The organism is Chryseobacterium hagamense, from assembly GCF_007991455.1.
Taxonomy (GTDB): domain Bacteria; phylum Bacteroidota; class Bacteroidia; order Flavobacteriales; family Weeksellaceae; genus Chryseobacterium; species Chryseobacterium hagamense.
Map to the genome: position 1 here is coordinate 530,161 of NZ_BJYJ01000001.1, position 22,534 is coordinate 552,694.

27 protein-coding genes are annotated in these 22,534 nt (G+C 40.4%); 8 read left to right on the forward strand and 19 right to left on the reverse strand.

Annotated elements, in window-relative coordinates; all coding sequences use genetic code 11:
* Positions 1 to 8: 8 nt before the first annotated feature.
* From CHA01nite_RS02295 to CHA01nite_RS02350, 12 genes are all read right to left on the reverse strand, one after another.
* Complete coding sequence (locus tag CHA01nite_RS02295; protein ID WP_146939600.1) at positions 9 to 1,160, reverse strand: methylmalonyl-CoA mutase family protein; 1,152 nt, start codon at positions 1,158 to 1,160, stop codon at positions 9 to 11.
* 108 nt (positions 1,161 to 1,268) lie between these two features.
* On the reverse strand, positions 1,269 to 1,625 hold the full coding sequence (locus CHA01nite_RS02300; protein ID WP_146939601.1) for an FtsB family cell division protein: 357 nt from the start codon (positions 1,623 to 1,625) through the stop codon (positions 1,269 to 1,271).
* A 2-nt stretch (positions 1,626 to 1,627) separates the two neighbouring features.
* A complete protein-coding gene (udk, locus tag CHA01nite_RS02305) occupies positions 1,628 to 2,242 on the reverse strand; it encodes a uridine kinase (protein WP_146939602.1) in 615 nt (204 codons plus the stop codon).
* Positions 2,243 to 3,279: 1,037 nt separating this feature from the next.
* The gene (locus CHA01nite_RS02310) at positions 3,280 to 3,582 is read right to left on the reverse strand and encodes an ATP-dependent Clp protease adaptor ClpS (protein WP_146939603.1); all 303 of its coding nucleotides are present in this window, start codon (positions 3,580 to 3,582) and stop codon (positions 3,280 to 3,282) included.
* A gap of 23 nt (positions 3,583 to 3,605) precedes the next feature.
* Positions 3,606 to 4,964 carry a hemolysin family protein gene (locus CHA01nite_RS02315; RefSeq protein WP_146939604.1) on the reverse strand — a complete coding sequence of 453 codons (1,359 nt, stop codon included), beginning with the start codon at positions 4,962 to 4,964 and terminating at the stop codon, positions 3,606 to 3,608.
* 108 nt (positions 4,965 to 5,072) lie between these two features.
* Positions 5,073 to 5,936, reverse strand: a complete 864-nt coding sequence (gene atpG / locus CHA01nite_RS02320) for an ATP synthase F1 subunit gamma (protein WP_146939605.1) — start codon at positions 5,934 to 5,936, stop codon at positions 5,073 to 5,075.
* Positions 5,937 to 6,010: 74 nt separating this feature from the next.
* Positions 6,011 to 7,588: a F0F1 ATP synthase subunit alpha gene (gene atpA / locus CHA01nite_RS02325; RefSeq protein ID WP_146939606.1), complete on the reverse strand. Its 1,578-nt coding sequence runs from the start codon at positions 7,586 to 7,588 to the stop codon at positions 6,011 to 6,013.
* 18 nt (positions 7,589 to 7,606) lie between these two features.
* The gene (atpH, locus tag CHA01nite_RS02330; RefSeq protein ID WP_146939607.1) at positions 7,607 to 8,146 is read right to left on the reverse strand and encodes an ATP synthase F1 subunit delta; all 540 of its coding nucleotides are present in this window, start codon (positions 8,144 to 8,146) and stop codon (positions 7,607 to 7,609) included.
* Positions 8,147 to 8,148: 2 nt separating this feature from the next.
* On the reverse strand, positions 8,149 to 8,646 hold the full coding sequence (locus tag CHA01nite_RS02335) for a F0F1 ATP synthase subunit B (protein ID WP_146939608.1): 498 nt from the start codon (positions 8,644 to 8,646) through the stop codon (positions 8,149 to 8,151).
* Positions 8,647 to 8,734: 88 nt separating this feature from the next.
* The gene (atpE, locus tag CHA01nite_RS02340; protein WP_002979108.1) at positions 8,735 to 8,929 is read right to left on the reverse strand and encodes an ATP synthase F0 subunit C; all 195 of its coding nucleotides are present in this window, start codon (positions 8,927 to 8,929) and stop codon (positions 8,735 to 8,737) included.
* Positions 8,930 to 8,969: 40 nt separating this feature from the next.
* Positions 8,970 to 10,070: a F0F1 ATP synthase subunit A gene (gene atpB, locus CHA01nite_RS02345; RefSeq protein ID WP_146939609.1), complete on the reverse strand. Its 1,101-nt coding sequence runs from the start codon at positions 10,068 to 10,070 to the stop codon at positions 8,970 to 8,972.
* Positions 10,071 to 10,130: 60 nt separating this feature from the next.
* Positions 10,131 to 10,502: a hypothetical protein gene (locus CHA01nite_RS02350; RefSeq protein ID WP_146939610.1), complete on the reverse strand. Its 372-nt coding sequence runs from the start codon at positions 10,500 to 10,502 to the stop codon at positions 10,131 to 10,133.
* A 197-nt stretch (positions 10,503 to 10,699) separates the two neighbouring features.
* Here CHA01nite_RS02350 and ffh point away from each other — a divergent pair, with 197 nt between their 5' ends.
* Both ffh and CHA01nite_RS02360 read left to right on the forward strand, forming a co-directional pair.
* Entirely contained in the window at positions 10,700 to 12,061 is a 1,362-nt protein-coding gene (ffh, locus tag CHA01nite_RS02355; protein ID WP_146939611.1) for a signal recognition particle protein, read from the forward strand.
* Between the two features lie 30 nt (positions 12,062 to 12,091).
* Positions 12,092 to 12,376: a TM2 domain-containing protein gene (locus tag CHA01nite_RS02360; RefSeq protein WP_146939612.1), complete on the forward strand. Its 285-nt coding sequence runs from the start codon at positions 12,092 to 12,094 to the stop codon at positions 12,374 to 12,376.
* 91 nt (positions 12,377 to 12,467) lie between these two features.
* Here the strand turns inward: CHA01nite_RS02360 and CHA01nite_RS02365 are convergent, their stop codons facing one another.
* The 6 genes from CHA01nite_RS02365 to CHA01nite_RS02390 form a co-directional block, all read right to left on the reverse strand.
* Positions 12,468 to 13,112 carry an outer membrane beta-barrel protein gene (locus CHA01nite_RS02365; protein ID WP_146939613.1) on the reverse strand — a complete coding sequence of 215 codons (645 nt, stop codon included), beginning with the start codon at positions 13,110 to 13,112 and terminating at the stop codon, positions 12,468 to 12,470.
* Positions 13,113 to 13,149: 37 nt separating this feature from the next.
* Complete coding sequence (locus CHA01nite_RS02370) at positions 13,150 to 13,818, reverse strand: outer membrane beta-barrel protein (protein WP_146939614.1); 669 nt, start codon at positions 13,816 to 13,818, stop codon at positions 13,150 to 13,152.
* 82 nt (positions 13,819 to 13,900) lie between these two features.
* On the reverse strand, positions 13,901 to 14,560 hold the full coding sequence (locus CHA01nite_RS02375) for an outer membrane protein (RefSeq protein WP_146939615.1): 660 nt from the start codon (positions 14,558 to 14,560) through the stop codon (positions 13,901 to 13,903).
* 211 nt (positions 14,561 to 14,771) lie between these two features.
* Positions 14,772 to 15,293, reverse strand: coding sequence for a hypothetical protein (locus CHA01nite_RS02380; RefSeq protein WP_146939616.1), 522 nt, complete (start codon positions 15,291 to 15,293; stop codon positions 14,772 to 14,774).
* 108 nt (positions 15,294 to 15,401) lie between these two features.
* On the reverse strand, positions 15,402 to 16,073 hold the full coding sequence (locus CHA01nite_RS02385; RefSeq protein WP_146939617.1) for a porin family protein: 672 nt from the start codon (positions 16,071 to 16,073) through the stop codon (positions 15,402 to 15,404).
* A gap of 140 nt (positions 16,074 to 16,213) precedes the next feature.
* Positions 16,214 to 17,173 carry a PhoH family protein gene (locus tag CHA01nite_RS02390; protein WP_146939618.1) on the reverse strand — a complete coding sequence of 320 codons (960 nt, stop codon included), beginning with the start codon at positions 17,171 to 17,173 and terminating at the stop codon, positions 16,214 to 16,216.
* A 135-nt stretch (positions 17,174 to 17,308) separates the two neighbouring features.
* Here CHA01nite_RS02390 and CHA01nite_RS02395 point away from each other — a divergent pair, with 135 nt between their 5' ends.
* From CHA01nite_RS02395 to rplI, 6 genes are all read left to right on the forward strand, one after another.
* Positions 17,309 to 18,136, forward strand: coding sequence for an SAM hydrolase/SAM-dependent halogenase family protein (locus CHA01nite_RS02395; protein ID WP_146939619.1), 828 nt, complete (start codon positions 17,309 to 17,311; stop codon positions 18,134 to 18,136).
* Positions 18,137 to 18,199: 63 nt separating this feature from the next.
* On the forward strand, positions 18,200 to 19,513 hold the full coding sequence (locus tag CHA01nite_RS02400; RefSeq protein WP_146939620.1) for a dihydrolipoamide acetyltransferase family protein: 1,314 nt from the start codon (positions 18,200 to 18,202) through the stop codon (positions 19,511 to 19,513).
* Positions 19,514 to 19,596: 83 nt separating this feature from the next.
* Complete coding sequence (locus CHA01nite_RS02405) at positions 19,597 to 20,241, forward strand: hypothetical protein (RefSeq protein ID WP_146939621.1); 645 nt, start codon at positions 19,597 to 19,599, stop codon at positions 20,239 to 20,241.
* 292 nt (positions 20,242 to 20,533) lie between these two features.
* Positions 20,534 to 20,875 carry a 30S ribosomal protein S6 gene (gene rpsF / locus CHA01nite_RS02410; protein ID WP_146939622.1) on the forward strand — a complete coding sequence of 114 codons (342 nt, stop codon included), beginning with the start codon at positions 20,534 to 20,536 and terminating at the stop codon, positions 20,873 to 20,875.
* A gap of 34 nt (positions 20,876 to 20,909) precedes the next feature.
* Positions 20,910 to 21,212 carry a 30S ribosomal protein S18 gene (gene rpsR / locus CHA01nite_RS02415; protein ID WP_146939623.1) on the forward strand — a complete coding sequence of 101 codons (303 nt, stop codon included), beginning with the start codon at positions 20,910 to 20,912 and terminating at the stop codon, positions 21,210 to 21,212.
* Positions 21,213 to 21,323: 111 nt separating this feature from the next.
* Positions 21,324 to 21,833 (forward strand): 50S ribosomal protein L9, encoded by a 510-nt coding sequence (gene rplI, locus CHA01nite_RS02420; RefSeq protein WP_146939624.1) that lies wholly within the window; start codon positions 21,324 to 21,326, stop codon positions 21,831 to 21,833.
* A 109-nt stretch (positions 21,834 to 21,942) separates the two neighbouring features.
* Here the strand turns inward: rplI and CHA01nite_RS02425 are convergent, their stop codons facing one another.
* On the reverse strand, positions 21,943 to 22,512 hold the full coding sequence (locus CHA01nite_RS02425) for a thioredoxin family protein (protein WP_146939625.1): 570 nt from the start codon (positions 22,510 to 22,512) through the stop codon (positions 21,943 to 21,945).
* Between the last annotated feature and the right edge of the window lie 22 nt (positions 22,513 to 22,534).

Sequence of the window (22,534 nt, forward strand, 5' to 3'; positions counted from 1 at the left end):
GTGGGAATTTATTCAAACATTTCAGCCCAGCGAACCGGCCTGATTTCTTTTTCATTATATAATTCCTCTACGGATTTTTTCTTTTCCAGCTTCGGATAGAGGTTGACGCCGATCAGTTTTATTTTTCCCTCTTCCACCCATTTCTGTTCTTCAATGGCGTGCTCATAGATTTTTTTCTGGATAACTCCCTGTTTCAGCAGTTCAAGATATCCCCCGGCTTCTTCAATCTCTACAAAAAAGGCCCAGGATTTTTCTGCAATCTGCCGGGTAATGTCTTCCACATAGTAGCTGCCGTTGGAAGCGTCTTCAAAAACATTAATGATGCTTTCGTAAGCTAAAACAATCTGTTGTTTAAAGGAAATTTCCTCTGAATTTTCAGTGCTGCGTTCCACCAGATAATTATTGCTGAATACTGCGTCCGCACCTCCGATCATTGCTGAAGCCAGCTCCAGCGTGGAACGGATCAGGTTGTTTTCATTATCGGAGACCGCCTTGTTCCGAAGGGACGTTTCGGCAAAAATATAAGGAACCGCATCCATACCATATTCTTTGGAAAGTTGATTAAACACCATCTTGAATGCCCTCAGCTTAGCCATTTCAAAGAAATAGTTGGCCCCGACAGCGATTCTGAACAGTAATTTATTTAAAATTTCCGCACCATAGATTTCCACCAGCTCTTTTGTTTTGGCCAGGGCAATGCCGAGTTGCTGATAAATTGCTGCGCCGGCATTCTGATGCAGGGAAATATCAATACAGATGTTTCTCCTGAACTGTTTGGCCAATAATTCTTTCACCATCTGATCGCTGATTACCGCTTCTTCTTCATCAAAAACATCAATTAATGAAAAATACTGATCTTCTTCTTTCGGGCTGATGTGTCCGGCGAGATCCGTGTTATTGACAAAAATGGTTTTCTGCTCAAGGTTCTCCACATTCTGATTCAACAGAAATGCGAATACATCGTCTACCAGGCTTTCGTGATAAACAGCCACCAGATGCGTGTTTTCCTCGATTTTAGGAAGGTTCACCAGAGGCTGTTCCACCGAATCATAAAAGGGTTTTACCTCGATTCCCTCCAGGTTTTCCTTTTTCAGTATGGAATAGATATCTTCGGTCTTAAGCTGTCTCTTTACTAAATTTTCCCAGGTATTGTCTGACATGGCGTAATGGATTATGATAATGGGTGAATGGTCAATAGTGAATGGTGAATTTCAGGATTCGCTCAGCTGATAAGTAAAGGCGAATTAAGCAATTGCCATTTAGGTCTTCTATTTTTTTGCAACTTTTGTACTGTCTACCACCAGAATAAAGATTTCTTCATTCGGTTTTTTCATGAAATAATTTTCACGGGCGTATTTTTCCTTTTCAGATTTATTGTTCATCAGCTTTTTATAAAATGCATCATTTTTTTCATACTCGGTTTTATAATACTGAAGCTGGTCTTCGTATTTGTTGATTTCCCCGTTGAGCTCGTTGATGACGAGGAAAGAAGTTTTGTCGAAGAAAATCATCCAGACCAGAAACAGGCAGATGGTAATGGTATATTTATTCAGAATATATTTCTGGATAAGCTTAAGGGTTTCAGACTTCGGCTGAATGTCCCGGATCAGTTTGTTTTCTTTCATGACTAATGTTTTCTCAACGAATTTTTGATAACGGTCGTTAAAAAGTCGATGGCAACGGAATTCTGCCTCATGTTCGGGATAATCAGATCCGCTTCGTTTTTTGAAGGTTCAATGAATTCCTGGTGCATCGGCTTCAGGGTCGTCTGGTAGCGGTGCAGGACTTCGTTAAGATCCCTTCCCCTTTCCTGGGTATCCCTTCTGATTCTCCGGATGAGTCTTTCGTCGGAGTCGGCATGGACGAATACCTTAAGATCGAATTCTTTCAGCAGCTCCTTGTTGGTCAGCACAAGAATTCCTTCTACCACCAATACGTTTTTAGGCTCTACCGTAACGTGATCTCCGGTTCTGGAATGGGTGACGAAGCTATAAATCGGCTGCTCGATCGGCTGGTTGTTTTTTAATGCTCTTACGTGTTTGATCAGTAAATCGAAATCGATGGATTTCGGATGGTCATAGTTCAGGGCTTCCCGCTCAACGAGGGTGAGGTTATGATTGTCATGATAATAATTGTCCTGTGAAAGGATATTCATTCCCTCGATATCCAGTTGTTGGATAATTTTGTCCACCACCGTTGTTTTGCCGGAGCCTGTACCTCCCGCAATTCCTATTACAAGCATTCTTTTTTGTTCTTTATAGTTTTTACAAATATACTATTTTATTTAAAAGCCGGAAGAAGGTAAAGGCAGATCGGTATTTTTTAAGGGTGAAATTAATTAACGTGAATTCGAGGTACAAACCGTAAACAAAGGCGAGAAGAGGGAAGCTTGATGCCGGAAGTTTCTCTTGTCAGACATAGGATCAAAGATCCTGATCATCAAACTGAATAGGTTACCGCTTTATCAGAGGAGTTCTTATTCAATCAGGGAAGGATTTCTTTTGTTTAAAGTCCTGAAAGGCCTGCTCAGTACAGGATAGGATAAAATCCTGTCTGAAGCATAAACTGTGTATTATTTAAAATCCTGACCGAATCAGTCTCAATTTTATTTTTGAATTAAATAAGTGACTGAATATGATATTGATACGGTCGAACTTACGTTAATTAGTTGTAGAAGGTAAGGGATTGGCTTTGATTAAACGCAGGGAACGCTGAGTTTTTTATAAAATTGTTGCGCCTATTTCCGTCCGCAAGGGCGCTTCGCTCAGCTGATGAGCAATCTTTCTTATTTGCCGGTATAATTCGCAATGTAAGAGCGTAAATCTGGAGCTAATAGGTTAAACCGGAAGATTAGTGAGCATACGGAATTTTACAGAGCAAAATAAAAGCAGGTTAGTTTGTCTGGAATGTAATCGGCTGAATTTGATTAAACGCAGGGAACGCTGAGGTTTTTATAAAATTCTTGCGTCTATTTCCGTCCGCAAGGGCGCTTCGCTCAGCTGATGAACAACCTTTTTTATTTGCCGATGTAATTTGCATTGTAAGAGCGTAAATCTGTGCTAATAGGTTAAACCGGAAGATTAGTGAGCATACGGAATCTTATAGGGCAAAAATAAAACAGAATAGGTTTTTTGGAAATGCTCTTTTAAACTGATCATTTCTCCGGGTTCCCGTCATTTACTTTATTTTCGTGCACGCAAACTTACGTATCCAGCGAATAAGTCCGATTTTATTTTGAAATAAGTTGACACGAAAAATCCGGCAATGAGCCGGACTGTTTTATACAATTTCGCTGCTCAGTTCCCTTGAGAGCAATTTTTCGTGCATAGGCTTCAGAAGATCCAGAGAGCCTGTTTTTACGGTACATTTGCCCTTGAAATGCACCAGTAAAGTACATTGTTCCGCCTGTTCCAGGGTATGTTTGCAGACTTCGATCAGAGAATCGATTACATAATCGAAGGTATGCACGTCATCATTATGCAGAACCAGCTTATAGACTTCATCCGTATCCTCCATGACAAGGACGTCTTCCTCATATTTCCTTTTCGGGTCATCGTAATCTTTTATATGGTTGTAAAACATATTGTTATTTATTTAAAAACAGATTAAACCTCACCTATTTTCTCTGCCAGGTCATTGACGTTATTGGGCTCTTCATAGACCAATTCTACCAGTTCAACACTTTTGTTATTCATTTTCAGAATTTTAAACTGGTAATTTTCAAGCTCAAACTCCTGGTTTTCCTCCGGAATGTCTTCCAGCGCATGAAGGATAAATCCGGCCAGGGTATTGTATTCGCTTTCTTCCGAAAGGGCCAGCTTTTTCGGTAAGAATTCATTGATTTCGTCCAGTGGCTGTGTAGCCTGTACCCAGTAGGTGTTTTCGCCGATCTTATCCACGATTTTCTCCTCATCATCTTCTTCATCCTGGATTTCCCCAACCAATTCTTCAAGAATATCCTCCAGGGTAATAATCCCCTCCGTTCCACCGAATTCATCGATAACAATCGCCAGATGCTGTTTTTTCTGCTGGAAAATTTTTAGCAAGTCCGATATTTTCTTACTTCCCACGACAAAGAAGGCGTCCCTCATCAGTTCTTTTAAGTCATCATGGCTCAGTTCACCTTTTCTTTTTACAAACTCCCGGATGATTTCCTTGGTATACAGGATACCGATGATGTTATCAATAGAATCCATATACACGGGAATCCTGGAATAGCCGCTATCCATGATTTTATTGATGATTTCATTCATGTCTTCCTCAAAATCGATCGAGGTGATGTTCTGACGGGGAACCATGATCTGTTTGGCAGAATGGTCCGTAAAGTCAAAAGCGTTTTTAATGATCTCATAGTTCTCTTCCTCAATTTCCCCGCTGTCCGCACTCTGCTTCACCAGAAGCTGCAGCTCTTCCGTAGAATGAATCTCATGCTCCGACGCCGGATGTATTTTTACCAGCCTCAAAAAGGTATTGGACATCAGGTTCATCAACCAGATAAACGGTTTGAAAACCGTATAAAAAACCCTTAACGGAATGGCAGTAGCCATGGTGGTTGCTTCCGATTTCCTGATCGCAATGGATTTCGGGATCAGTTCTCCGAAAACAATATGCATAATTGTAATCAGCACAAAACTGGTAATAACTGAGATCGAGGTTACAGTCGCCTCACTGAGTTCCACATTGAGAGAGTCGAAAATATTTTCTACAATATGATGCAGGGCGCTTTCTCCTACCCAACCCAAAGCAAGGGAAGCCAGTGTAATCCCGAGCTGTGTGGCCGAAAGGTACTCATCAAGATGCTTGATGATATGTTCTGCCTGCTTGGCCATCGAGTTTCCCTCTGCGGCTTTCAACTGGATTTGTGAGTAACGAACTTTAACGATTGAAAATTCTGCGGCTACGAAGAAGCCATTAAGTAAAACAAGTAATACGGCCAGCAAAAGCCTGACTATGTCCGAGTCCATTTAGAAGTGATATAAATTTGTTGCTACAAATATATACAAAATAAAAATAACAAAAAAAGCATCGTGGTACACGATGCTTCAATATAAATACTATGGTAAAATAATTATTTATGAATTTTTCAAAGCTTCAGCTCCGGAAACGATCTCAAGAATCTCGTTGGTGATGGCTGCCTGTCTTGCTTTGTTGTAAAAAATAACCAGATCATTTTTCAATGCCTGGGCATTATCCGTAGCTTTATGCATGGCTGTCATTCTCGCTCCGTGCTCTGAAGCTACCGAATCAAGGACTGCTTTGAAAACCTGGGTCTTGATTGATTTAGGAATCAGGTTATCAAGGATCTCAGCTCTGCTTGGCTCGAAAATATAATCGGTTTCCACCTGAGGTTCCGTTGTTTCAGGCATTGAAATCGGAAGAAGCTGCTCGGTGGTTACTTCCTGGGTAGCCGCGTTCACAAATTTATTGTAAATTAAATAAACTTCATCAAATTTTCCTTCTCTGAAGCTGTCCATTACGGCCTCAGCAACATGGGAAACAGCATCAAAGCTTAGCTTATCGTAGATTGCGCTTTCATTGGCATATACGGTACGACTTCTTCTTACGGCATCAAAAGCTTTCTTCCCGATCGAAAGCACTTCCACTTCATACTGGGAATTATTCTGAAACTGTGCATTAAGCTCCTTAACGATGGATGAGTTAAAAGCCCCTGCAAGACCTCTGTTTGAAGTAACAGCGATGAAAAGGATTCTTTTTACTTCTCTTTTCTGAGCATAAACAGAAATCTGATCAGGATCCGAACTTGAATTGACATTCTGGATCAGCTCCTGAAGTTTTTCAGAATACGGTCTCAACATCACGATGGCATCCTGTGCTTTCTTAAGTTTCGCAGCGGAAACCATTTTCATAGCACGGGTAATCTGCATCGTTGATGAAATTGATGTAATTCTGCCTCGTATTTCTTTTAAGTTTGCCATTATTTTGGTTCAGGGTTTAAGGTCTGAAGTTTAAGGTTTAAAACATTGTATTCTAAACCTTAAACATTGAATTTTTAGTTATATTTAGAAGCTAGGTCGTTAGCTGCCTGCTTAAGAACGCTGGTGATTGAATCATCAATTTTCCCTGCTTTGATCGCCGCCATTGTATCCGGGTGCTTGGATCTGAGGAATTCGATATATTCGATCTGGAATTCTTTTACTTTTCTGATCGGAACGTTTCTCAATAAGTTTTCAGTACCTGCATAGATCATTGCTACCTGGCTGTCTACCGGAAGCGGAGAGTTAACCGGCTGCTTCAGAAGCTCCACGTTTCTTTCCCCTTTCGAGATAACGGCTAAAGTAGAAGCATCAAGATCAGAACCGAATTTGGCAAACGCTTCCAGTTCCTTATACTGAGCCTGGTCTAATTTAAGCGTACCGGAAACTTTTTTCATAGATTTGATCTGAGCGTTACCTCCAACCCTTGATACGGAGATCCCTACGTTGATCGCCGGACGTACCCCTGAGTTGAATAAATCAGACTCCAGGAAGATCTGTCCGTCGGTAATGGAGATTACGTTGGTCGGGATATACGCGGAAACGTCACCTGCCTGAGTTTCGATAATCGGAAGTGCCGTTAATGATCCTCCTCCTTTTACGATTGGTTTTAGAGAGTCCGGTAAATCATTCATCTGACTGGCAATAGTATCATCAGCGATTACTTTTGCGGCTCTCTCCAATAATCTGGAGTGAAGATAGAAAACGTCTCCAGGATAGGCTTCACGGCCCGGTGGTCTTCTCAACAGAAGGGAAAGCTCACGGTACGCAACCGCCTGCTTGGAAAGATCATCATAAACGATCAAAGCCGGTCTTCCGGTGTCTCTGAAGAATTCCCCGATCGAAGCTCCTGCCATGGCAGAATATACCTGCATGGGAACCGGATCTGAAGCATTAGCCGCAACGATTACGGTATAAGCCAAAGCTCCTTTATCGGATAACGTTTTAACGATTTGTGCTACGGTAGACGCTTTCTGTCCGATCGCAACATATATACAGTATACAGGCTGGCCTGCATCAAAAAATTCTCTCTGGTTGATGATGGTATCGATCGCCACAGTCGTCTTACCGGTCTGTCTGTCACCGATGATCAGCTCTCTCTGCCCTCTTCCCACAGGGATCATGGAATCGATCGCTACGATACCGGACTGTAAAGGCTCGGTTACCGGCTGTCTGAAGATAACGCCCGGTGCTTTTCTTTCCAACGGCATTTCATATAAATCCCCTGTAATAGGACCTTTACCATCGATAGGGTTACCCAGGGTATCCACTACTCTTCCCAACATTCCTTCTCCTACTTTAATAGAAGAGATTCTGTTTGTTCTTCTTACGGTATCTCCTTCTTTTACTAACTTACTTTCCCCCAAAAGCGCAACCCCAACGTTGTCTTCTTCAAGGTTCAGTACAATACCTTCTACATCACTAGAAAATTTCACCAACTCTCCGTATTGTACGTTTTCTAACCCGTATACACGAGCAATACCATCACCGATGGTTAAAACTGTACCTACTTCCTCAACGTTTGACTGAGTATCGAAGTTGGCCAATTGCTGTTTTAAGATCGCAGATACTTCTGCCGGATTTATTTCTGCCATTGTATGGTTGTTTTTTTCTTAATTTAAATGAAAATCTTTCTTAATGCTATTAAGCTTGGACTTTACCGAAGCGTCGATCTGCTGATCTCCCACTCTCAAAATGTAACCTCCCAAAATCTCAGGCTTTACATTCACCTGCAAATCGAAATTGGTCTTAAGGTTTACAAGATTGGACGTTCTTAAAATCTGCTCAAGGTTTTCTTTGGAAAGCTGGGTTGCCGTCGTAAGCGTCACTCGCTGCACTCCATTGATGTCTTCTACTTTGTTGATGAATTCCTGAGCGATATTTTTCAGCTGGTTTTCACGACCGTGTCTGATCACCAAAGTAATCAGATTCTGAGAAGATTGTGACAATCCCTTAAAAATCTGGCCTGCTACCTCTACTTTCTTTTTGGAATCGATGTAAGGCGTTAGGAAGAATTTGTTTAAGTCTGCAGATTCTTTCATCAGCTTTACCACATCTTTCATTTCAGAAAATACAGTAGCCGTCTGACCTGATTCATTGGTGAAATCAAGCAAACCTTGTGCGTATCGTTTAGCTACTTTAGATGTAAGCATTCTTAGTTAAGGTTTGATTTGTTTAAATAATTCTGAACTAATTCGTTTTGAGCTTCACTGTTATCCAGTTTCTGCTTAAGGATCGATTCTGCGATATTCACTGATAACACACCGATCTGGGATTTGATATCTGCCATGGCAGCATTCTTCTCAGCATTGATGGTCTGCTTGGCAGCGTCGATCATTTTATCGCCTTCAGATTTGGCAGCATCTTTAGCTTCACCTACGATTCTATCTCTGATTTCTCTGGCTTCTTTAAGGATGGCATCTCTTTCGATTTTAGCCTCACGAATGACTCTTTCGTTATCCTCTTTTAGAGTTTCCATCTCTTTTCTTGCTAAGGTAGCCTGGTTTAGAGCATCAACAATAGAAGTTTCTCTGTCATTAATCGATTTTAAAATAGGTTTCCAGGCGAATTTGCCTAACAAGAATAACAATGCCAGAAAGATAATTGTTTGGATGATAAATAATCCTGATGAAAACTGGTGAATTAATTCCATTATATAAATGTATAAATAATTATTACTTTTTTTTCTTAAATAACCACTATCTGTAACCAACCGTTACGGATAGTGGTTTTTAGTTTAATTAGTTTACTGCGAATAGAGCAGCAAACGCAACACCTTCTACAAGGGCAGCTGCGATAAGCATAGCTGTTTGGATTTTTCCGGATTGCTCAGGTTGTCTTGCAATAGCTTCAAGAGCAGCAGCTCCGATTTTACCAAGACCGATACCTACACCTAGTACTACGATACCAGCACCTACAATTTTAGGGATTTCCATAATATATAATTTTAAAAATTTGTTTCTTACTTAATTTTAATTAGTGAGCCGCGTGATGTTCGTGCTCGTGTTCCTGTACAGCCATTCCGATAAACAGAGCGGATAACATCGTGAAGATATAAGCCTGTAAGAAGGCTACCAATACTTCCAGAAGATAAATTACCAATGTAAGGAAAGGGAAAGCAACTCCTGCAACTACATTTTTAAATACATAGATCAATCCGATCAAACTCATTACAACAATGTGTCCTGCCGTCATGTTGGCAAAAAGTCGGATCATCAATGCGAAAGGTTTTGTAATGGTTCCTAACAATTCGATCGGCAGCATGATCAGTTTCATCGGAACAGGTACACCCGGCATCCAGAAAATATGTTTCCAGTAGTCTTTGTTAGCAGAGAACGTTGTAATCAGATACGTAAGGATCGCCAGGAAGAATGTCATGGTAATATTACCGGTAACATTGATTCCGAAAGGCATCAATCCTAATACATTCAGGAACAAGATAAAGAAGAATACCGTTAAGAGGTAACCGATAAATCTTTTGTACTTGTGCCCGATGTTCGGGATAGCGATTTCGTCTCTCACGAAGATTACCAAGGGCTCTAAAAATCTTGCTGCTCCTGTAGGCACCTGAGATTTTTTGTAAGACTTAGCCATTCCTGTAAACAACAACAACATGAAGACTGAAGTCAGTAAAATAATAAGTACACTTTTTGTAATGGAAAGATCCAGTACTTTTTCTGAAGTTACGTGACCTTCTTCATCAAAAGATAAATTTCCGGCTACATCCGTCTTATAAATCTTTTCGTGGTGCAGTTTATAATAAGACCCGTCAACCTCCGTAGTTTCTCCATGAATGAAACCTTCTTTGTTACTCATAAAAGAATGAATACCGTTATCATAAAAAATAACAGGAAGCGGGAAACCGATGTGGTGACCTTCTTTATCCACCATCAATGTAAAATCATGAGCATCCAGTAAGTGATGATCGATGTACTCTTTGTTTTCTTTACTTACTTTGTCTTTCTCTGAAAGCTCCGTGCTGACAGAACCTGCCCCGGCAGTAGCCTCACCGTGCTGTGCAGACACTAAGTTTAATACAAAAATACTGTAGAATAAAACTGCGAATTTCTTAAACATTGATAGGTTTTTTTCGTTGTGCAAAAATATAATAATTTTTCTGGTTTACAATAAATAATTTTACTGTTTTTTATCATGATTAATGAGCTTAATCGCATAATAAGTAAGCAGTGTTGTAAGTATAAAATAAGGAATAATGAAATGAAATTTATATCCCGGAATCACCTCAAAGTTCAGTTTTTTCCGGATCAGATACATCAGACCGAATTTTAAAAGAATAAGCCCGATGACCGATAATCCTAAAAATTCAGGGGCTACCCTGTTGATCAGAACAATAAGCGTTATCATCATCATAAACATCACACTCAGGAACAGATAGAACTTCACGATAACAATTTCATCCAGATGGAAAACAAATTTCCACAGAGAGAAATGAACCAGGAAGGTTAAAAAGAACAGGACTGTTACCAGAATATTGGGATTGATCTTCATTTTAAATTTATTTTTAACCTAACAACCATTAGGCTAATTTTAATTTATGGCAAAAATAGGCTTTTTCCCCCGGATTTCATCATCATTTGATTTATATCATCCCTGCAAATTGCATCTTTATATATAATATTACCTTCCCGACCGTTTATAAATACCAAAAATTCCTTATTTTTGCAGACCTATAATTTACAATAAATATGTTCAACAGTTTACAGGATAAATTAGACAAAGCGCTGCACAATATTTCAGGACGTGGAAAAATCACGGAAATCAATGTAGCGGAGACCGTAAAAGAGATTAGAAGAGCGTTGGTGGATGCCGACGTTAATTATAAAGTTGCAAAAGACCTTACCAAAAGAGTTCAGGACAAAGCGTTGGGACAGGATGTCCTTACTTCCCTTACCCCGGGCCAGCTGATGACGAAGATTGTTCATGATGAGCTGGTGGATCTGATGGGAGGTTCGCAGGAAGGCATCAACCTTTCGGGAAAACCTTCGGTAATCCTTATTGCAGGGCTTCAGGGTTCCGGGAAAACTACTTTCTCCGGGAAATTAGCCAGTTATTTAAAGACGAAAAGAAGTAAAAAGCCACTTCTGGTTGCCTGTGACGTGTACCGTCCGGCGGCGATTGATCAGCTGAAAGTACTGGGAGGCCAGATCGGGGTTCCCGTTTTCACGGAAGAAGGTTCGATGGATCCTTCAAGCATTTCACAGAATGCCATCAATTTTGCGAAATCTAATGGTCATGATGTGGTTATCGTCGATACGGCAGGACGTCTGGCGATTGATGAGCAGATGATGAATGAAATCAAAACGGTTCATGCGACGATCAAACCGAACGAAACCTTATTTGTTGTGGATTCCATGACCGGTCAGGATGCGGTAAATACGGCAAAAGCGTTCAATGATGCTTTGAATTTCGACGGGGTCGTACTGACGAAGTTGGATGGTGATACCCGTGGTGGAGCCGCCTTGACGATCCGTTCCGTAGTGGAAAAACCGATCAAGTTCATTTCTACCGGTGAGAAGATGGAAGCTTTGGACCTTTTCTACCCGGAAAGGATGGCCGACAGGATCCTGGGAATGGGAGACGTTGTTTCCCTGGTAGAGAGAGCTCAGGAGCAGTTTGACGAAGAAGAAGCCAAAAAGCTTCATAAAAAAATTGCCAAAAACGAATTCGGTTTCGATGATTTCCTGAAGCAGATCAACCAGATCAAGAAGATGGGAAACATGAAGGATCTGATGGGGATGATTCCGGGGGTCGGAAAAGCGATCAAGGATGTTGAAATCAGCGATGATGCCTTTAAACATATCGAAGCGATCATCTATTCCATGACTCCGGAAGAACGAAGAAGACCGTCGATCATCAATACCCAGAGAAAAAACCGGATTGCCAAAGGAGCCGGAAGAAAAATCGAGGATGTTAATCAATTGATGAAGCAGTTCGACCAGATGGGTAAAATGATGAAGATGATGCAGGGTCCTCAGGGAAAACAGATGATGCAGATGATGAGCAAAATGCCGAATATGCCTGGAATGGGCGGAATGTTCGGAAAATAAACACACCAAAAACTAATTAAAAATATTATTATGGAAATTAATGAAAAGCAGGGCAACTACAATTACAATTCGGGTGCCCCGTATAAGTCTGAGAAAAAAGTAATTGCCGGAATTCTAGGAATATTACTGGGCGGCTTGGGAATTCACAAGTTTTATCTGGGTTATACCAAAGCAGGAATCATCCAGCTGGTATTGGGAATTGTAACTTGCGGAATTGCTGGTATCATCGGTTTTATCGAAGGAATCATTTACCTTACCAAATCGGATGAGGAATTCGACAGAACGTATGTCCAGAACCAGAAAGAATGGTTTTAAGCTAAAATTAAATATAAAAAAGAAATCCGGCCTGTTAAAGAGCCGGATTTTTTCTGCACTTTGTCAAAGTTTAGATCTTTGACAAATTTTTTTACTTATCGGATTTCTGGGCTTTAGCTTTGATGAAATAAGAGAACCCTAAGTTTACACCGAAATTGCTTCTTGTCGTTTTAACTTCAGTATTATAATAAGTGTCTTTTGTATAATACTGGTCAAATCCAAGACCCAGATTGATTCCCAAAGACTGGGTAGCCATGTAAGTAACTCCTCCTTTGGCTTTCCATGCCAGCCCGTCTTCCGTAGCATCTCCTGAGAAAAGGATCGGATCATATACTGCATTGGCAATATTATATTTCGTTTTGGTAGAACCATAACCGATGCCTGCTCCGATAAAAGGGAAAAATTTACCTCCCGTGTTGAAATAATACGTTGCAGTCGGCATTACGGAAAAAGTAGAGAGGGTTACTTTGCTCCCGTCCTGCTTCTGCGTAGTGCTGTCAAAACCCAGGTCAATACCTACCGCAAGACCATCGATTACGAAATATCCTACAGACGGTGTTACGGAAAATCTTGAAATTTTCGGCCCGTCCTCAGATTGTCCGTTGGCTTTCATTTTAGAACTTTGGGTATTGAAACCAAGACCGGTATTTCCACTGATGACCCAGTCTCCTTTAGTCATTTGTGCATTAGACAAACCGAAAAGTGCCACTGCACCTGCTAATAATAATTTTTTCATAAAGATTTATTTAAAAAAGTTTAGTTGTATGGTTGATTTATTTGGCAAAAACATATTTCACCCCGAAGGAAACGGCAGAAAGATTCAGGCCGAAATCATAATTTTTGCCGTCACGGGGATCCATATCCCTGGATTTAATATTCTTATAGCCAAACTCTCCTATCGATGCTTCGACGGACCAGTTTTTATTCAGGAAATAATCAAACCCCGGTTTTACATTAATCCCGATGGAAGTATATTTATTGTCATAAGCAGTCGTTTGTTGATCTACAGATCCGGCAGAATCATAGATATTGGTGATCAAAGCGTGCTGATTGATTTTTCCGAATTCCAAAGGAATCTGAAGCTGGCCGAAAAAGTATAGTTTTTCTGATAAGGTCCAGTACTTCCTTACAAAAGGAGCTACCGTAACCGCGCTTGTTTTTCCTGAGTAATTAATAATTGTGGTAAGAAATCCACCGCCCAGGGTTTCGGTATAATCCAGTTTGCCGATGGTATATCCCAGACCGGTACCGATGGCAAGATTCGGAGCGATGAATACACCGGCCGCCGGAATGATTTTGAAAGTCTGGTCGCTAAAATCCGTATTTGAGGTTTCTGTCTTAATATAATTTACCTGTCCGGAAATATAGACGGTTCCTGTTTTAATCTGAGCATTTGAAAGGCTGTACAACACGGCTGCACCGGCAATCAATAATTTTTTCATGATGATTAGTTAAAAAAAGGATTAAGCGAAAAAAGCCCTGAGTTAAAAACTGAGGACTTTTTCATCTTATATGATTTGTTTATTACTTGGCAAAAACATATTTAACACCGAAGGTTACGGTAGATAGGTTCAGACCGAAGCTGTAGTTGTTGGTAGCATCACCGTCTTTCGGCTTGAAGTTGTTGTATCCGAATTCTCCGATCGTTGCTTCGATAGACCAGTTTTTGTTAAGGAAATAATCCAGACCCGGCTTTACCGTTACTCCAACCTGGGTATATTTTGCTTCGGAAGAAGAAGATACCGTGGTTACAGAAGATCCTGAAGTAGTTACTGTCGTATTTTCAACTTCAGCTTTTCCGAACTGCATTGGTACTGCCAACTGACCGAAGATGTATAATTTATCTCCTAAAGTCCAGTACTTTCTTGCGAAAGGGGCCACTACAAAAGCAGGCTGCTTTGTTTCATTGGTTGTTACGATTGTTGTTCCCGGTACCATGAAATTGTTTACGATATTTGTCTCTTTCTGAGTCTGGTATCCGATTCCTAAACCGATTGCAAAATTGTTGCTGACGAAATATCCAACCGTAGGCAAAACATTGAAGTTTTCAGTCTTATTGTTTCCGTTGTTTCTCTCCTGTTGAGAATAACCTACAGATCCTGATAAATAAGTAGTTCCTGCTGCAATCTGAGCGTTAGATAAACCGAAAAGGGCAATAGCACCCGCCATTAATACTTTCTTCATTTTTTTAAAAATTTAATACTTTCTGACGGCAAATTTACAGTGGTGCCGGTGAATATTAAAATTTGTTAATGTGATTAATATCATCACCCGATATTTCTAATTTTCGAGAATAAAATGTATTAAAAATAGAGCACTTATATTTTCGGCAACTATATATCAAAATTAGTTCCGATTCTGCAACCGGAACTAATTATATTTAGTTTAAAAAATTTTATTTCAGGAAGAAATTTGCGCCGAAATTGACGGCACCGAAGTTAAAACGGTCATTCCTGTTCCAGCGGGGATCAGGTCCCGGACCATAATTTTTGTATTTGCTGCCGATATTCTGGAAGCCTAAGTACAGTTCAACCTTTTTCATCTGGTATCCTACCCTGGGGGCAACATACAGACCGCTGTTGATGTAATTTCTGGTAGAGATGGCTGCTCCCAGATCCAGACCGACAAAAAGAGGAACCTTATTAAAGGTATACTTTCCGGAAACGGCAAGAGGAATAAATCCGAAGTCATCCACATTGTCTTTTCCGAAAAAGTGGGAATATCCTGTGGCAGCACCGATATCCAGACCTTTTGTAATGTTCCACATATAGGCAGCGTCGATTCCCAGGGTTACACTCGCTGCATCTGCCGCATCGCCCAGCGGAGCACCGATATGGCCACCAAGCCTGAAGCCTTCCTGCGCCTGTGCAAGCCCGCCGAATAATGCAAATGCACCTGCTAATACTAGTTTTTTCATTTTAATAGGTTTAAAATTAGAATGTATCTTTTAGTAATTGAAATTTTACATAAAAACAAAAAAGCGGTACAAATTCTGTACCGCTTTTTTGTTTAATGGAATAACTCCTTAGTTCCCTCCGAATTTGAATCCTATTCCGACCTGTAAGAAACTATTTTTTAAAGTTTCGTTTCCTTCCGGCTTTTTAATAAGGTTGGAAACCCCGAGATTATATCGGGCATCGAAGAATAAACCGTTTTCCAACGTATATTCTGCACCTACAAACGGAGCCAGATTTAAAGTATTAACGTTATCTTTTACATCTTCACTTGAACTTTCGCTTTGAGTTTCCGTTTGTCCCATAGCCGATGCTGTTAAGGTAGCAGTATAATCCACCTTGGCAGAAGTTACGATGCCTACGTTAAGACCTAACCCGAAAGCTAAATTTTCAGTTGCATAAAATTTAGCACTTACCGGAATCTGTACGGTTCCGAATTTCCAATCTGTTTTTTCGGTCCCTGTTACGCTGACACCGCTTTCATTGTAAGATACCGATTCTTCCTGCTTACCCCCAATTGGAGAATACAAGACTTCACCCTGCAGGGCAAATTTATCACTGATTTTATATTCTGCCAGAAAACCCGCGTAAAAAGTAGATTTTGCATCGAATTTATACTTTTCTCCGTCACTCTTTCCAGTGAGCATTGATAATGAATAACCTGCTTTAGGTCCAAATCTGAATTCCTGAGCGTGTAGGCTCATTCCCATAACAGCAACTGCTGCGAAAAATAACTTTTTCATGCTTAAAGTTTTTAATTAATTCGACAGCAAAAATAACATTTTTTTTTAAATATCAAAATCCATCATTTTCTTGCGGAAAAATTAAAAATGCAGAACAATTTTAATTATTCTGCATTAATAAGTTTATAATTTAACTAAAATTATTCCGCTCTGTTCTTTTTATCCTCTGCATTGTAAGCTAAAATAATTTTTTTAACAACAGGATGCCTTACCACATCCTCTTCCGTTAAATGAACAAATCCTATCTCTTTTACGTCCTGAAGGATTCTCATGGCTTCTTTAAGTCCGGACTGTTGTTTTGGGGGAAGATCAATCTGCGTCGGGTCTCCCGTAATAATAAATTTCGCGTTCATTCCCATCCGCGTCAGAAACATTTTCATCTGGGAATGGGTGGTATTCTGCGCTTCATCCAGGATGACGAAAGCATCATCCAGGGTCCGTCCTCTCATGAAGGCCAGCGGAGCCACTTCAATCACTTTTTTCTCAATAAACCCTTCCAGCTTTTCATGCGGAATCATATCTCTGAGTGCATCATACAAAGGCTGTAAATACGGATCCAGTTTTTCTTTGAGATCCCCCGGCAGGAATCCCAGACTTTCCCCGGCTTCAACAGCAGGCCTTGTAAGAACGATTCTTTTTACCTGCTTTTCTTTCAGCGCTTTTGCAGCCAGGGCAACGCTGGTATAAGTTTTTCCCGTTCCTGCAGGACCGATCGCAAAAACCATATCTTTTTTCTCAGTTTCTTTCACCAGCTTTTTAAGATTGGTGGTTTTTGCTTTAATAATCTTCCCGTTTACGCCCTTTACGATGATGTCCTGATCAAAAACCAGCTGCTTTTCATTCTCATCTTTGATATTCAGGATATTCTCAACATCTTTCAGCCCGATGGAATTGTTTTTTGAAATGTAATTAACGATATCATCCAGCTTTTTCCTGAATACATCCAGGGCTTCCTGATTTCCCATTGCAAAAATATAGTGGTCCCTGCCGGTAATTTTAAGGGTCGGAAAAGTTGATTTGATTAAATTGAAATATTGGTTATTCACCCCATAGAAGATCTTCGCATCGATGTCCTCCAGATCATAGGTTAATTCAAACATGCAGTCGTCGTATTAATTTTAGATTTTAAATGTAATGCTTTTTTTAAAAACTTATATCAAATTCTTTTCCAATATTTACCGGGCTTTCCTTTTATTTTAAATAAATTTGCATTTCTATCACTTTACCAGCAATCCATGCCAATCATTACCCTTACTTCAGATTTCGGAAATTTGGATTACAGAGTCGCCGCTGTAAAAGGCAGTATTCTTTCTCTGAACCGGGAGGTTAATATTGTTGACATTACCCACGACATACAGGCTTTTAACCTGATACAGACCTCTTACATCGTAAGAAATGCCTATAAACACTTTCCGAAAGGAACCATCCATATCATCTCCGTAGACAGTTTCCACAACCGGTCGAGGATCAATATTCTCTATAAATCAGACGGACATTACTTCCTCGCGGCGGACAACGGCGTCCTGAGCCTGATTTTTTTCGACATCAAGCCCGAAGCTATCTTTGAAATTACTTTGAATCACCGGTTCGATGATGTGATCAATTTCACATCCACGGATATTTTTGTTCCTGCAGCAGTCCATCTCGCCAATGGCGGACTTCCCGAAGTGATCGGCCGGAAAATAGATGCCGCGAAGCAGCTCATGTTTCCTAAACCCGTTTATAATGAGTCTGAGAAGATGATTATCGGGGAAGTGACTTATATTGACAATTTCGGAAATATAATCTCAAATATCAATAAAGATCTTTTTGATACCATCAGCAAAGGTTATGAAAATTTTACGATCAAATTCAGGAACCTGGCGCTGTCAAGGGTGTTTTCCAACCATACGGAAGTTGTTTCCGACTGGGAAAGGGAGACCGAGTTTCATGGCCAGTCGGCTGCTATTTTCAATGACAGCCAGCTTTTGGAGCTTACCATTTACAAAGGAAACCGGAAAAACGGAGCCAAATCACTCTTCGGAATGAATGTGGGCGAGAATATTTACATTGAATTTTTCTAAAATTTAATATTTCATAAAAAAAACGATTTTTTTTATATATTTGTCAAAATCTAAAAATTAAAAATGGCAGAATACAAATTATTGCTTCCTTCCATGGGAGAAGGGGTTATGGAAGCGACAATTATCACCTGGCTGTTCAGCGAAGGCGATACTGTAAAAGAGGATGATTCCGTAGTAGAAATTGCAACCGATAAAGTAGATTCAGACGTTCCGACACCGGTTTCGGGGAAAATCGTAAAGATCCTGAAGCAGAAGGATGAAGTTGCAAAGGTAGGTGAAGCCATTGCTGTTTTAGAAATTGAAGGAGAAGGCGGAAACACAGCTACTGAAGAGACACCGGCAGAAACCCAGGCGGCAGCTCCGGACGCGGAAACGCTGAAAACCATCGAAGAACCGCTGAAAGAAACGGCTTCCGCAGAGTTTTCGGGAGACCTTTATCTTTCTCCGCTGGTAAGATCAATCGCCCAACAGGAAAATATTTCCGAACCCGAACTGAAATCCATCAAAGGAAGCGGTCTGGAAGGAAGAATTACCAAAGAAGATATTTTAGCCTACGTTAAAAACAGAGGGAACCAGCCTGCTTCCCAGGCGGCTCCCGTACAACAGTCCGCTCCTGCTTCTCAGCCGGTAAAAACTTCTGCTCCTGCAGCCACCATTACCGCTGCTGCCGGTGACGAGATCATCCCGATGGACCGCATGAGAAAGATCATTGCCGAAAATATGGTGAAAGCCAAGCAGATCGCACCGCACGTGACTTCTTTCATCGAAACGGATGTGACCAACGTGGTAAAATGGAGAAATAAAAACAAGTCGCTGTTCGAAAAACGTGAAGGCGAAAAGCTGACGTTCATGCCGATTTTCGTGAAAGCGGTGGTAAAAGCGATCCAGGATTTCCCGATGATCAACGTTTCCATTAACGGCGAAAATATCATTAAAAAGAAAAACATCAATATCGGGATGGCCACTGCCCTGCCGGACGGAAACCTGATCGTACCCGTAATTAAAAATGCGGATCAGCTGTCTCTTTCAGGATTGGCGAAAGCGATCAACGACCTGGCCTACAGAGCGAGAAACAAGAAACTGAGACCTGAAGATACACAGGGCGCCACCTACACGATTTCTAACGTAGGAAGCTTCGGTAACCTGATGGGAACTCCCATTATCCCTCAGCCGCAGGTAGCGATCCTGGCCATCGGGGCCATCGTTAAGAAGCCTGCCGTTCTCGAAACTCCGGACGGTGACGTGATCGCCATCAGAAACCTGATGTTCATGTCCCACTCTTATGACCACCGCGTGGTAGACGGTTCTTTAGGCGGAATGATGCTGAAGCATGTTCACGATTACCTGCAGAACTGGGATCTGAACACGGAAATATAAGTAATGAGTAATGGGTAATTTTCACCCTTGAAAACAGAACCTTCGGATTTTTCCGGAGGTTTTTTGTTTGAAATATTTTATCTTTGAAAGAAACGATTTACAAAATGGAACTCGATTTCAGAAAATTGAACGCTGATAAACTTTTCAGCTTTTCCAGAGAACAGGAACAGCTGATTTTCGAAATATATGACCGGTTATCCGGGATCTATGATCTTTCGGTAGTTGCCATTGAAGACTCCCCTTTTCAGAGATTTAATTCCGGTGCGGAAAATTCCCTGTTCAGTCCGGAAATCTGTTATTTCATCACGGATCAGAATAAGGAAAATCCGTTTTACCTTTTCATTGTCAGCAAAATCGGCACTACGGCGAAAGGCGCCCGGACAACCGCTATATATGACAGCCTTCAGATCTGGGGCATGAAAATTCTGAATGAGGATTACGGCTTTATCTCAGTCAGCAAAAAAAAATGGACAGACAGAATAGCCGGTGTTTTTACGCGGTACAATATCAATTTCAAAAACAGGGAATTCAATGATTATTATGTGTTGGGCATCGACAGGTTTAAAACGATGGCTTTTTTAAAAGAATCCCGTCAGGAACTTATCAAGGCATTCCCCAATGAAAATTTCAGACTGGAGATCAAAAACAATATCCTGAATTTCGGATTACCTGAAAATATCAACGTCGATAACGCTCTGAATGTCGCGGAATTCTTAAAGCAGGTGTAGCAGGAATTCTTTTCATACAGATAATACTTCTGTTTATGTAATTTAACGTCAATCCGGTCGTATCTAACTTATATCCCGTTGTTCAGTCAAAAAATAATAAATTAATGCTGATTCACTCAGGATTTTAAACAGACATCCTCCGCATTCCGCAGCCCTTCTTCGGCCATTTCTTCTGATTCGAGCTACGTCTTATTAATCAATCATCTATGATAAATAATCCCGAAAATTTGTATAGTTAATAAATTAACACTAATTTTGCACCTCGAAATAATTAACAAATTCATTTAACATTATGAACAATTACGAAACTGTTTTCATTTTAACTCCCGTTCTATCTGAAGCTCAGGTGGAGGAAGCAGTGAACAAGTATGTAGATCTTATCAAAGAAAAGAACTGCGAAATCGTTGCCAAAGAAAACTGGGGATTAAAAAAATTAGCTTATCCGATCCAATTGAAAAAGAACGGATTCTATACTTTAGTAGAATTTAAAGGCGAAGGTTCTGTAGTAGCTGATCTGGAATTGGCATTCAAACGTGACGAGAGAGTAATCCGTTACCTGACTACAAAACTGGACAAGCACGCTGTAGACTACGCTGTAACAAGAAGAGCAAAAGCAAAAGCAGCTAGAGCTTAATCATTAACCCAATTTTAAAAAAAAAAGACAAGACATGGCAATAGACGATATGGCTAAACAAGCCTCAGCCGGAGGAGAATCTGAAGTAAAATTCCTTACCCCGCTTGATATCAATACAAAATCTGAAAAGAAATATTGTAGATTCAAAAAATACGGAATCAAGCACGTTGATTACAAAGACGCTGATTTCTTATTACAGTTTGTAAATGAGCAAGGTAAAATCTTACCAAGAAGATATACCGGAACTTCTTTAAAATACCAGAGAAAAGTTTCTGCTGCAATCAAGAGAGCAAGACACCTGGCATTACTACCATACGTAGCTGACTTATTAAAGTAAAAACATATTACAATCAGCCATTAGCTCCGTGCTTTTGGCTTTTTGTTGCTGAATACATCATTAATTCTAACTTGATTTTAGACTCCTAAAATCTGAAAAAGGACAACAACAATGAATATTATCCTAAAAAAAGACGTAGAAAACTTAGGTCTTGAATTCGACACCGTAAGCGTAAAGCCTGGTTATGCCAGAAACTTCTTAATTCCTCAGGGATACGCACTTTTGGCCACTCCAAAAAACATTGCAGCTCTTGAAGCTACACTGGAGGCCAGAAAAGAAGAAGAAGCCAAATTAATCGCTGCGGCAAACGCTGTGGTAGATCAATTGAAGAAAACTTCCGTTACCATCCCTGCAAAAGTAGGTTCAGGTGACAAATTATTCGGATCGATCAATAATGCAGACCTTTCTGCAGCTTTGCAAAAAGCAGGGGTATCCGTAGAGAAGAAATACATCAAAATTCCTGGTAATACGATCAAGAGAACCGGTAAAGTTACCGCAAACATCAGATTACACAGAAATGTTGAGTATAACTTCGAATTCGATATCGTATCCGACGCTCCGGTAGAAGCTCCTAAACCAGCTCCTGCTAAAAAAGAAGAAACGCCTTCTGAAGAAGCTTAATTCTATTTTTAATAGTATTTATAGATCATGCTGTCTCTTTTGAGGCAGCATTTTTATTTTTTACAGAGCGATAACAAAAGCCGGAAAAACTAAATTTCCCGGCTTTTATTTATGATCTTGGCGTCCATATATTGAAGAACTCCTTCACTTTTTCGAGACTGTAGCCTTTTCCTTCCTCCAGGACATCGCTCTGCTGAACATGAATCATTTTACCGTTCTGATCCAGGATAATAAAGACCGGATAACCGAATTTATCTCCCGGATTTCCGTATTTTGCAAAAATTTTCTCATTTTTGTTTTCGGGAGAAAAGTTCAGGTGGTAATATTCATAATTCTCATCCACGATTTTCTTCAGCTCCGGCGTCGTCTGTACAAACTGATTGAATCTCAGACACCAGATGCACCAGTTCCCTCCGGCCTGGATCATGATGTTTTTCTTTTCTTTTTTCGCTTTGGCCACTAAATTCAGAATGTCTTTTTCAGCATCTGCTTTGGGATCGTAGGGTTTCGGAAGTTTTGCTTTTTCTTCTGCAGCCTTCTTCTTTGCATCCAGTTCTGCGTGTTCGGTTTTCACCAGCAAAGCTTTATCAGTCTCCTGAGACTTAAGTTTATCTTTCAGCTCCTGGGAGAATGCCACAAGGCTGAATCCCAGAAAAGCGGTTACCAATAATTTTTTCATAATATAAAATTAAAAAAAATAA